The sequence below is a fragment of the Aliiglaciecola sp. LCG003 genome, assembly GCF_030316135.1.
Classification (GTDB): domain Bacteria; phylum Pseudomonadota; class Gammaproteobacteria; order Enterobacterales; family Alteromonadaceae; genus Aliiglaciecola.
This window is the reverse complement of sequence record NZ_CP128185.1, coordinates 277655-290356: the sequence shown is the minus strand read 5'-3', so window position 1 is coordinate 290356 and position 12702 is coordinate 277655. Positions and strand designations below refer to the sequence as shown.

General features: G+C 44.0%; 5 protein-coding genes. 4 read left to right on the top strand and 1 reads right to left on the bottom strand.

Going from position 1 to position 12702, the window contains the following annotated elements:
* The first annotated feature begins 36 nt into the window (after positions 1-36).
* Entirely contained in the window at positions 37-2445 is a 2409-nt protein-coding gene (locus QR722_RS01215; protein ID WP_286284942.1) for a glycoside hydrolase family 3 C-terminal domain-containing protein, read from the top strand.
* A gap of 356 nt (positions 2446-2801) precedes the next feature.
* On the top strand, positions 2802-3221 hold the full coding sequence (locus tag QR722_RS01210; RefSeq protein WP_286284941.1) for a hypothetical protein: 420 nt from the start codon (positions 2802-2804) through the stop codon (positions 3219-3221).
* A 207-nt stretch (positions 3222-3428) separates the two neighbouring features.
* Here the strand turns inward: QR722_RS01210 and QR722_RS01205 are convergent, their stop codons facing one another.
* Positions 3429-6083 carry a TonB-dependent receptor plug domain-containing protein gene (locus tag QR722_RS01205; protein ID WP_286284940.1) on the bottom strand — a complete coding sequence of 885 codons (2655 nt, stop codon included), beginning with the start codon at positions 6081-6083 and terminating at the stop codon, positions 3429-3431.
* A gap of 767 nt (positions 6084-6850) precedes the next feature.
* Here QR722_RS01205 and QR722_RS01200 point away from each other — a divergent pair.
* Together QR722_RS01200 and QR722_RS01195 are read left to right on the top strand one after the other, a co-directional pair.
* Complete coding sequence (locus tag QR722_RS01200; protein ID WP_286284939.1) at positions 6851-10579, top strand: family 78 glycoside hydrolase catalytic domain; 3729 nt, start codon at positions 6851-6853, stop codon at positions 10577-10579.
* Positions 10580-10949: 370 nt separating this feature from the next.
* The gene (locus QR722_RS01195) at positions 10950-12515 is read left to right on the top strand and encodes a sodium/sugar symporter (protein ID WP_286284938.1); all 1566 of its coding nucleotides are present in this window, start codon (positions 10950-10952) and stop codon (positions 12513-12515) included.
* The last annotated feature ends 187 nt before the right edge of the window (positions 12516-12702 follow it).

Sequence of the window (12702 nt, the reverse complement as noted above, 5' to 3'; positions counted from 1 at the left end):
GGAATTTTGCTTTATATCCAACAATAAGGTCTAACTATGCAACCCTGGTTTAAATATAGCGCCATCGCGCTAGCAGTAATGACAGTCGCAGCCTGTGGCTCTCAAATAAAACAAACAGCTTCATTAGATCCAAGTCTTGGTTCGTCTTTTCAAGATTTAAACGGCAATGGCAAAAAGGATATCTATGAAGATACAAGTGCGCCAGTTAACGCACGTGTGCATGATATTATTTCTCGCCTTAGCTTGGAGCAAAAAGTGAGTTTGGTGACCGGAACCGGATTTAAAGTCGATACTATTGGTGGCTCTACAAAGGTACCTGGTGCGGCAGGTTCTACTTTTGCAATTCCACAGCTGGGCATTCCCGCCATGGTATTGGCGGATGGACCCGCTGGCTTACGAATTGAGCCGGTACGACAAGCTGATGAGAGCCGCTACTATGCCACGGCATTTCCAATTGCTACTGCGCTGGCCTCAACCTGGGATACCCAACTGGTTGAACAAGTCGGGAATGCCATGGGGGAAGAAGTAAAAGACTACGGAGTTGATTTATTTTTAGCACCGGGCATGAACTTACAGTACAACCCCCTGGGTGGCCGAAATTTTGAGTACTATTCAGAAGATCCGTTGTTAAGTGGCAACTTGGCTGCTGCTATAGTCAATGGGGTGGAGTCCCATGGCGTCGGTGCGACCATTAAACACTTTGTTGCCAACAGTGCAGAAACCAGCAGAATGTGGTTGGACGCCCATATGAATGAACGTGCATTACGGGAAATGTATTTGCGCGGTTTTGAAATTGCGGTTAAACAAGCTCAGCCTTGGGCAATTATGACCTCGTACAATAAAGTCAACGGTGTCTACACTCCCCAAGATGAAAAATTACTTACTGAGGTATTACGTAACGAGTGGGGCTTTGAAGGGCTGGTCATGACGGATTGGTTTGCGGGCGATGATCCAGTTGCTCAAATGATAGCAGGCAATGATTTAATTATGCCTGGCATGCCCGACCAGCGTGCTACCATTAAAAAAGCCGTAGAAAATGGCACATTAGATGAAGTCATATTAGATCGCAACCTCAGTCGTATACTCACAGTGATGTTAAAATCACCTTCCTTTAATCACTACGAATATAGCGACAAACCTGATTTAACTGCTCATGCCCAGATTGCCAGACAAGCGGCAGCCGAAGGGGTGGTCTTGCTGAAAAACACCCAAAACGCCTTGCCGTTAAAGGATGCACAAAGGGTTGCTGCTTTTGGTAACTCATCCTATGACTTTTTGTCTGGGGGGACCGGCAGTGGAGACGTGAACGAAGCCTATACCGTGTCTTTGGTGGAAGGCATTGAGAAGAGTCATTTGGTTGTTAGTGAGCAATTGAAAACTGAATATTCGGCTTACCTTGAAAGTGAAAAAGCGAAACGTCCACCCAAGAAAAATTTCTTCGATTTACTACCGCAGTTGCCTGAATATAGTCCAAGCGATAAAACGATTGCCGAACAAGCAGAACAGGCCCAAGTAGCCATTATTACTATTGGTCGCAATTCGGGGGAATTTTACGATCGCAAGGTCGAAAATGATTTTGATTTGAACGCCCAGGAATTGAGTTTGATTGAGCGTGTCTCAACCGCTTTCCACGGCAAAAACAAAAACGTGGTGGTGATCCTCAACATTGGTAACGTGATTGAAACAGTGAGCTGGCGCGATATGGTCGATGCCATAGTATTGCCTTGGCAAGGTGGACAGGAAGCGGGTAATGCCATAGTTGACGTGCTCAGTGGCAGGGTAAATCCTTCAGGCAAGTTAGCCACAACTTTTCCCATTGTCTATAAAGATATTTCCTCTGCGGCTAACTTTCCTGGCTTTGCAACGTCAGAAGAAGAAGTAAAAGACCCCTATATAGGGTTATTTGTAGGGAAAAAATCGCAGCTAGATTATACCGACGGGATCTACGTTGGTTATCGTTACTATGACACCTTTAATGTGGATACTGCCTATGAGTTCGGTTTTGGACTGTCTTATACTACCTTTACTTACAGTGAGCCTAAGATTGTGGAAGGCGAAAAACCGGGGGACTACAAGGTTTCTGCTACTATCACCAATACCGGTAATATCCCGGGTAAAGAGGTGGTGCAATTGTACTTATCGGCCCCTTCTGAGCACTTAGACAAACCGGTAAAAGAGTTAAAAGGGTTTAGTAAGACTCAGCTACTCAATGGCGGGGAACATGCCCAAGTGGAGTTTACCCTGATCGCAAGTGACCTTGCTTCTTTTGACCCCAAACAAGCTGCCTGGGTTGCTGAGGCGGGTCACTATCAGGTCAAGATTGCTTCATCTTCTAACGCCATAAATTTGCAAGGTAGTTTTGATCTGGAAGAGGGGATTTTGGTGAGTAAAACGAAAACGACTTTTACGTCACCAACGACTATCAATGAGATAAAACCTCACTAAATTATTAATAGGTAAGGTGGGCAAACAGCACCCAGAGCACTTCGACAAAAGGCCAGTTTTTACCGGCCTTTTGTTTAGCTGACGCCTCGTCAAAATTAAAGCAGCCATACTTGCCGATTATTCCATAGCAGCTACCTATCTTTAACTCATATTGGCTCATCTCCTACAAGGACTTATAGTTATAAGAGGACAATGGAGGACAAAGATTTTAGTCGTAGCAGTGATGACTATTGTATGGCAGATTCTGATCTGTCGCGGCGTTTTTCTTATTCAGGCAGTGTATCAGTTGCTTGACGTCACCCAATATTCCCCCTCCCTGTGTTATCCATGCCGTCATCGACATAAAGGTAACCGTAGTGGCGCTTCGAGCACAATCAAAGCACCATGACACAGGGAAATTATGTACTGGTGAGAAAACCTATGGCTTTTATCCAGGCATAAAATTCGTCAAGCCACAGATTGCTTGTCTTGTCCTGCGTGGTCATAGCGGAGCCGTGACCTTTTGTTTACGACAAACCAATACTCAAAGCCGTCATCACACACCAGCCGAAAAGCCAACAAAACCCACAGGTTCAAGAGCAATGCTCCAGTTTATTGTGCCCGTTCACGGAGCAGGCTTAAAGCGGCTTGGCATCGGCGGGTGCTTCATGTGGGGGTTGTCGGTATCTTTGTGGGTTTGCCGTCCGTGCTGTTCGCTATCACTTGTGCTGCTTATTGAAAATGCTTGGGATGGCGGCTGCGCAATACCCCAGTCGGCGCGACAAACAAAAGGCTAAACAGGTCAAAGGGCATTAGGTTTTTTATAACTCAGTCTCGTATGTCATAACGTTATTAAACTGACACACTCATAGGTGGCGTAGTTAATTTTATTACCTCATATAAAATTTTGGCGTATAAACAAAAAATCTGCAAGTATCGGATTTATATGAATACTTGCAGATGAATTGTGTTGGGCAGTGACTCACACCACCGCCCATTTTTTATTACAAATTTACTTTTAGGCCAACATAAAATACCCGGCCCAATACTGAGCCACCAGCAAAGCCATTGGCATCGTTAAAATATGGTGCGTCTTCATCTAAGGCGTTGTCAACGTTGACGGTTAACAAGGTTTCGTCAACATAATCATTGCCGCCTAGGTTATAACTACCAAACAGGTTAACTGTGGTGAGTGAATCCAATTTTGCCGACGCATTTTCCCAGCCATCGCTATGTAATACACGAACAGTGCCGCTAAATTTGTCGACAGTCGTACCTAGATATGCCACAAAGTTGTAGTCACCAAATTCGCCGTCTTGAAGCTCGTCAATGCTCTTAGCGCCACTTACCGGCTGTGACTCACGTTTAAGGGTATAGCTGCCATTTAACCCGGCATTGATGCTACCAAAGTTGGTTTTCCATTTTTGACTAATATCAAAATCGAGGCCAGACAGCTTGGTTGCGGCCAGGTTGTAGCGGCGCGCATCGGCAATCATGTAGGGGGTATTACCATTTTCATACAAGGATTCAACAGGCGCGCCGTCAATTCTAAATCCTTCGGTGGCATCCAGCGCCTGTTCTAACGTGGGATTGATGGTGTAAAAGCTGGCATAGCCAGGCGTGGTGAAATACACACTTGGGGTATAGAAAGGAGCTAAACTAATTGCACTTGAATAGTCCACATTATAATAAGTCATGCTGACTTTTAGTCCGTCAACAAATTCTGGTGTCCAGTCAAAACCCGCACTATAAGATTCTGATTCTTCGGGTTCAAGTCCGTCACTTCCACCAGCTAACAGTATAGTACCGCGACCAAAATCACTGGCTGGGCTGCTATCGTCGCGCCATGGGCTGATAGGAAGTACAATCGCTCGTGTATCCACCGCAGCGCCTGTATCAGCTAAACTGGGTGCCTGGAACGAGGTTCCCCACTGCGCACGCAATCTGAGATCTTCATAGGGAGAAAAGTCGATCCCCAATTTTGGATTAAAGGTATCGCCAACATCATTGTATTTATCATAGCGTCCTGATGCAGTGACACTAATGACGCCGTGTTCAGAGTCCATGAGTGGCACAACAACTTCACCAAAAGCAGATTTAACGTTACGAGAAGTTGAGGTTTCTATCAGATTAAGGGCATCGACCGGGCCACCACCAAAGGCGACTTCGTAATCTTGTTTAAAGTACTCTGCACCCACTGCGAGCATGACATCGCCGGCCGGTACGCTAAAGGCGGTGCCATCAACCGTCATTCGCAACTGGTGATGGCTCTGCGTTGCATCACCATAGGTGCCGTAATAGGCAAGTATGTTGTCAGTAACTGCAGCGTTGCTTTGGGTAACATCGTAAGGATTTAGGGCTGTTGACGTATCGGTACCCGCCAATGCCGTTGTCAAAGCACCACTGTTAATTCCTCGTTCAACGCCTTGAGTATTAGCCCTTCCATAACCATAGGCCGCTCTTAGTCGCCAGTCATTGGGTAATTCTACGGTTAACTCAGGCATAAAGGCCAAAGCGTCAAAGTCACTGCCATTTTTCGCGCCTGCTCCAGCAATATCTGACATATCAAACTCTACGAGTTGTGACGTTTCGTTGCCAACCGGTTGATAATAAGGGTTTGAAGAAGTGATTGTGCCAGATGCGCCAATATCAGTCAGGGCATTGGTGGCATCGCCAGTAATATCAACAGACCACTCACTATAATAAGTCAGTACATTGAGCAGTACGCGGTCTGATAATTCCTGTTCAAGTGAAAGATAAATAGTAGATTTATCTTCCTTAGGCACATAAGAAATGCCGTCGTTAGGATCACACAAGTTGGCCCCTTGAGTTAACGATTGCATTTGGTAACTTGTGCCATCCACTGTGATGTTACCAGGAGAGCACAACCGACTGCGAAAATCCCCCCCCCCTTGAGCGCTATTATCAGCTGTGATGAAGTCACGATCTTTGCCCATCACCGCATCATTTTGCGTATGGTATAGCGACACCATGCCCGAGCCTGAACCCCAACTGGTACCGCTGGTTAAATTAAAGCTTGAGGAGCCGAAGCTGTCACCAAATCCGCCTTCAATACTGATTTCAGTGCCTTCATAATCTTTCTTAGTAATAAAGTTGATAACACCCGCTATCGCATCAGAGCCATAGATAGATGATCCGCCATCAAGCACTATCTCAAGATTACTTATCGCACCTGGCGGAATGGCTGCAGCATTGGGTACCGTTTGGATAATGCCAGAACCAGGCATACGCATTCCGTTTAATAACACCAGTGTTGTACTTGCTCCGCTAACACCAATGTTTCTTAATTTTGGCATGGGCATACCTCGACCAATATCGGTAGCCATAGTGGGGCGACTATTAAAAGTGCTTGAAACTTGTGGGATCTGCGCCAGTAGCTCATTGCTATCTGATACGCCAATCACATCGATGTCATCTTTGCTAAAGCCAATGACGTTGGTCCCTACAGGTGTGGTGCCTCTAAGGAGAGTACCTGTTGTTACGCCTGTCACTTCAATGACTTCAACATCTTGCTGAGAATTATTTACTTCTTCCTGAGCAAATGCATTGGTGTTGCACAGTGTTGACAGGGTAATTGCCAATAAAGAAAGGTTGAATTTTTTATGCAAATTACTGCTTTGGCCTGTGTGTGACATCATGTGTTATTCCTCAAGTGGATTAAGTGTTACTAGCAAATCACTTCAGTTAATATTCGTTGCATGGCAGCAAACCAGCATTGAGCTTTTAACTTGTTGTTATATATGATAAAAAATAAAAACAGTAAGATATGGATAATCCTAACAACCTGTTCCGGGCACCATCCAAATTGACTATTATCTTTTTATTTACATAGCTAAGTTGGAAAGCACTGATGGTCAAAACATGTCAAATTCAATCATTTATGTTAAGTCGTGTCAACAAAAAATATTTATCTCATTAACAATCGAAAGTACATAGAAGTAATAAACATACGACGAATGTGTGTATCTTCTTGTGGGAATATACTTATAAATCAAGTAAATGAAAAATAAAAAGCTGATTTTCAATGGCTGATTGGTGTAAATAAAAGTCCAGTTTTATTGCCCATAGCCCTGATTTTTAATTCAATTAAAACTGAGCAGTATAAGTCATACCCTTAAATTCAGTAAACTGCCCGTGGGCAGTATATCTGCGTAAAGGTGCGCAGTTGGAGAGCAAAAAATGGTGGGAAAGGGGGGCTAATACGTTGTTCACCCTGACTTGAGTACAAAAAACCAATTCTAAGTTGATAAAGATGGAGCTCTTTATTTCAGTACTCACTCTTATTGTTTAATGCAATGCTCATATAAATAATCTTAATCAATCATTATATTGCATTTTCAATCAGTTGTTATATAGTTAACCTTTTATTAACTTATTTCCTTTAACCCATTTTGATGAGCGTATTATGACTTACACATCTATGACTCCAACGCAGGCTCACATCACTCGCTTGTTTGACCATGTCATTAAAAAACGACTCCAGCGTATATTTTTTAGCAGGTTTTCCTTTGTTTTAATATTGTTTGTTAGTGCTTATAGTGAAGCACAATCAGAGAAAGTGGTTGGGCATTATGGCAATACGTCACCCACTAGTCTCGAAGTGGAATATCGCCAGACGCCTATGGGAATTGACGTTGTACTGCCTCGTTTCAGCTGGCAAATGGCTACTCAACATCAGGCCCGGGGTCAAAAACAACAAGCCTATCGGGTTGTTGTTGAGGATGAACGAGGCGACATCGCATGGGATAGCAGTAAGATTACTGATGCCAGTTCATTACACATCACCTATGCAGGTAAGCCGCTAAAACCGAGCACCAAATATCGTTGGTCTGTATCCGTTTGGGATCAAAATGAGAACGTATCACAAGCAAGCTCTTGGTTTGAAACCGGCTTGATGAATAGTGACATCGGTGCCTGGGACACCGCGGAGTGGATTGGCGGTGGTAATGACTCACTGCCGTTATATGCGGACTATTTACCCTTGTATGATCTAGCCGTTGAAATGAGTATTGCAACAGGAAGCGAGCGCGCTGCAATCATCTTAGCCGCCAATGATCCACGCTTTTTAGATAAATATAAAAATATCTATCAAGTTCAAAACGAGCTGAATGAAAGCTATTTTAAAGTAGAGATTGACATAACAGGCTTAGAAAACGCCGATGGTCACGCGCTGTTAAATTTCTACCGCGCAGGTTACACCCTAAGTGATACTGCCAATAAACCTGTTGCCCAGTTCAAAATCAACACGTCGGTTATTAATAACAGCAACAAACATGATTTTCATCATCTGCTCATTCATAATGAATACGGCACACTCACTGTTCAGCTTGATCATAACAGCGACTTTTATCTCGATGCCACCAAATCATCAGGGTTAGACGTGATGTTTCCACCTTTAGTTAGAGGCGCTAAAGTAACGCTCAATCCAGCTGGCGTAAATCATGATGTTCTGACCTATGGCATGCTTAATCAGATTGGCTTTTCAGTCAATGCTCGTCAAGTTGCCAATTTTAAAAATCTGCAAATTAACAATATTCACCAGCCTAAAGCGTCCTTGTTTAGCGAGGACCTCGCTGCACCTTATACAGGCATATTTATTGAGCATTTAGATGAAAAATATTTCAGCATAAAAAACGGAAGTTATGTATTAGCGGGTGAAACATCAGGGGCTTTTATAGTGGCCGATCCGAGTCAACATGCTATGCCCATGTTGCGCTCTGAATTTAAATTGGCAGATAAAAACATTGCCAAAGCCAGGCTTTATGTCACGGCCAGAGGCATTTACGAGTTTTACATTAACGGTCAACGGATCAGCAATGATTATTATAATCCCGGACTAACCCAATATAACTTGACCCATCTGTATCAAACCTATGACGTGTCATCATCAATAAAATCTGGCGAAAATGCCATGGGAGCTTTGTTAGCCGAGGGGTGGTGGAGTGGTTTGATGAGCTTTGGCAATACCTGGAACAGTTTTGGTGACAGACAATCCTTACTGGCCAAACTGGTGGTGAGTTACCAGGATGGAACCCAGGAAGTATTTACGACAGATGATAAACACTGGCAGTTTTTCAACGACGGGCCAACATCCTATGGCAGTTTGGCAATGGGGGAGGTGTATGATGCCAGAAAGGAGCAATCGTTGAGCGGTTGGAGTGAAGCAGGTTTTGTCGCTACAGGTTGGCAACAAGCTGAGGTAGTAACACTGAAAGGTTCAGCCACACAAGGCGCTAAGCCTAATATGAGTCGCAAAGCGCAACATCTGAACTATGACGATATGCAACTCGTGGGGCAGATCGGCCAGCCAGCATCGGTATTTAAAGTCTTAACTGCGCAAAGTGTGCAAGAAGTTCGACCCGGTGTATTTGTTTATGACTTAGGGCAAAATATTGTTGGTGTGCCTCGTATTGACTTCGCTCAAGGTAAAGAAGGGCAAGTTATTACCTTACGTTTTGCTGAAATGTTATATCCGGATTTACCTGATTCTGGCCCTAATGTTGGCATGATCATGACAGAAAACTATCGTGCCGCATTAAGCCAAGATATTTACATCATGAAAGAAGGGAAACAACAATATCAGCCGCGTTTTACCTCCCATGGATTTCAATATATTGAGATAACAGGCATAAATAAGGCCTTACCTTTAGAAGCTGTCGAAGGCATAGCGATTAGCTCCATAACGGAGTTAACCGCCGGCTATGAGACATCAAACAGCAAAGTGAATAAGCTGTGGTCAAATTTGGTTTGGTCAAACGTCGATAACTTTTTATCTGTACCCACCGATTGTCCGCAACGTAATGAGCGTATGGGATGGTCCGGCGATATTAATGTTTTTGGTCGCACAGCCACCTATGTGAGTGATTCTTCACAGTTCTTGCGCAGACATCTACAAGCCATGCGAGACACTCAGGCGACTAATGGTCGCTTTGCCGATATCGCCCCGGTCGGTGGTGGATTCGGTGGGATTTTATGGGGCAGTGCAGGCATAACCCTACCCTGGGAAGCGTATTGGCAGTTTGGTGATCTTGGTCTACTTAAAGAGCATTACTCAGCTATGGCGGCATACATGGCGTATTTGGATACGACTATTGATCCCAAAACAGGTATAACCAATGACGCTGGGTTAGGTGACTGGTTAGGGCCACAGAATCAGCAGCTCGGTTCCGCTTTCTTGGCCACGGCTTACCATATTTATACCCTAGATATTATGGCGAAGGTAGCCGATATTCTGGGTGAAATCGAAGACGCGGCTGGTTACAAAATTCGCTATAAAGAGCGCAAAGCATTTTTCAATAATACCTTTGTCTCCCAGGACGGCAAGACCATTGGTCTGGTGACCTACGGCAGTGTGTTTGCCCCCTCTGAGAAAGCCCCCGAGTATAAGGTGGCCGATACACAAACGTCATATGCTGTAGGTTTAGCCCTAGGTGCTTTTGACCAAAAATATAAAACACAGATGGCCAACAATTTAAAAACCACCGTTGCGCGGACAAACCTAGATGATAGTGGCACTAAGCTCAACGAATATTCATTGATGACAGGTTTTATTGGTACAGCTTGGATCGCCGATGCGTTAAGCGAAAATAGTTTTAGTGCTACGGCTTACAAGTTAATTCAGAATGAAAGCTATCCGTCATGGTTGTACTCAGTTACGCAAGGGGCTACCACCATATGGGAGCGGTTAAATGGGTATACTGAGGAAAATGGCTTTGGCGGAAACAACGGTATGAATTCGTTTAATCATTATTCGTTTGGCGCCGTTGGGCAATGGATGATGGGCTATTCAGCCGGTATTCAACGTGATGCGCCTGGCTATAAAACCTTTTTTCTTAAGCCACAAATTGATGGTGACGGTGGTATTGATAACGTAAAAGCATTTTACGACTCTGCCTACGGTAAAATTGAAAGTCACTGGTCAATTGCAGGCAACAAATTGCACTATGAGGCCACTGTGCCCGCTAACACCAGTGCAACCTTGTATTTACCTGCTGCTAATGCCAGCACTATCACTGAAGGTGGAGACAGCTTAGCTGACAGCAAAGGGGTGTCCGAGATAGCCGAAAAAGCTGGTGTGGTCAGCATGCAGTTGCAATCTGGCCACTACCGGTTCATCAGTGATTTGCCTCATTAATTAACATGCGCGACAAAATATGTCGCGATTTAATGTTTTAGGCAACTATCAAATAGTAAAAACAAGTAAATCACCATGAATGGGCAGTTGCGGTGTCGACCTGCAGCGACCGGCATTGACTGCGCTGCTAAATATAGATTGGTTACCACAAAAATTCCGTTCTCTGTGTTAGGAGTTAGGTACGCAAAATCACTTGAGAGACACCACCAGGTGAGTACCACTTTTATTGATTGACATGGTCTAAAACAAAACTGCAGACTAAAAACACACTTTTTGAAAACGACATTCAGGTCGAGAAGAATAAGACATCAGTGGTGTCAAACCAGATGCAAATTTTTGTCTTTTAAAAAAGTTTAACAATGGGAAATTCATGAAATTAGCAGCTTTAGATATTGCGGTATTTGCAGTGTACGTAGCAGGTTTGATTGCGCTTGCGTTATGGGTTTCCCGTCATGATAAAAAAGAAGGCCAAAACACTAAAGACTACTTTTTGGCAGGCAAGTCGCTTCCCTGGTGGGCAATTGGTGCTTCACTGATCGCAGCCAATATTTCGGCGGAACAAATTATAGGTATGTCGGGGTCGGGTTATGCGATCGGAATGGCAATTGCCTCCTATGAATGGATGGCAGCTATTACGCTGATTATCGTTGGTAAGTACATGCTGCCTATTTTTTTGAAAAATGAAATATATACCATGCCCCAATACTTGGAGCAGCGATTTAACACGAGTGTTAAAATCACACTTGCCCTATTTTGGATTGCGGTCTACATTTTTGTCAACCTGACTGCGGTGTTATGGTTAGGGAGTCTGGCCATTCAGACCGTGTCGGGAGTTGACCTGTTCACTGGCATGATATTTTTGGCCTTATTCTCTGTTGCGTATTCGCTTTATGGCGGTCTTAAAGCGGTAGCCCTTACGGATATTATTCAGGTGGTTTTGCTTATTTTGGGCGGACTGTTACTTAGTTATATGGGGCTTGATGCGGTATCAAATGGTGAAGGTGCAATTGCTGGCTTCTTTGTTTTGACCACAGAATTACCTGATAAATTTGATATGATCCTGTCACCAGATAACAAACATTACGCCAGTCTGCCCGGCATATCAGTATTGGTAGGCGGTATGTGGATCATGAACATCAGTTACTGGGGTTTTAATCAGTATATAATTCAACGAGCGCTCGCTGCTAAGAATTTAAATGAAGCACAAAAAGGTATTGCGTTTGCTGCTTATATCAAGCTGTTGATGCCTATAATAGTGGTGCTGCCAGGCATATGCGCAATTGCGTTGTTCCCCTCTTTGAGTGCGCCGGATCAGGCTTACCCTTCAATGATGTCACTGATGCCGGTAGGCATTAAAGGCCTGGTGTTTGCAGCTTTAGTTGCTGCAATTGTTTCATCACTGGCATCAATGACCAATAGTATCTCGACGATTTTTACCATGGATTTGTACAGCAAGTTCAAGCCCGCTAAAACTCAACAACATTATGTGTTTGTAGGCCGAATTGTCGCAGTCACCTCATTAATAGTAGCGATTGTGGTTGCCGAACCTCTGCTGGGCAAATTTGACCAGGCTTTCCAATACATTCAGGAATTTACAGGGTTCTTTACACCCGGTATTGTAGTGATTTTTCTGGCAGGAATGTTTTGGCCCAAAGCTAGTTCGCCTGGTGCGCTAGCCAGTGCGATGGGATCTGCAATATTTTCACTTATATTGAAACTGTATTGGCCAGAACTACCTTTTATTGATCGCGTAGGCTTGGTATTTCTAATGTGTCTTGTACTTTGCGTAGCGGTGTCGCTGGTAAAACCTGATATTAAAGAAAACAACAAAAGCGTTGAGCTTAATGACGTAAGCTTTAAAACCCCAAGCAATTTTAACATTGCAACAGTGGGCGTGATTATCATTGTGGTCGCGCTATACGCTACCTGGTGGTAGTACCGAAACGATAAAGAATTGGTAAAAAACCGCTCGAAAGTTTTGGGGCCAAATAAGGGAGAGCGGAGTGTAATTTGGTGATGATTTTGTTTCTTTTATGGGGAGTTATTAAAATCAATCATGTTCGTTGATATTCAACGTTCCAATAATTACTTCGTCCAGGCTTCAAGCTGAAGAGTTGGGACTC

Excerpts from the sequence above, each read along its gene's own strand:
- QR722_RS01215 (WP_286284942.1), top strand. The coding sequence starts at position 37 with ATGCAACCCTGGTTTAAATATAGCGCCATCGCGCTAGCAGTAATGACA.
- QR722_RS01205 (WP_286284940.1), bottom strand. The coding sequence starts at position 6,083 with ATGATGTCACACACAGGCCAAAGCAGTAATTTGCATAAAAAATTCAAC.
- QR722_RS01200 (WP_286284939.1), top strand. The coding sequence starts at position 6,851 with ATGACTTACACATCTATGACTCCAACGCAGGCTCACATCACTCGCTTG.
- QR722_RS01195 (WP_286284938.1), top strand. The coding sequence starts at position 10,950 with ATGAAATTAGCAGCTTTAGATATTGCGGTATTTGCAGTGTACGTAGCA.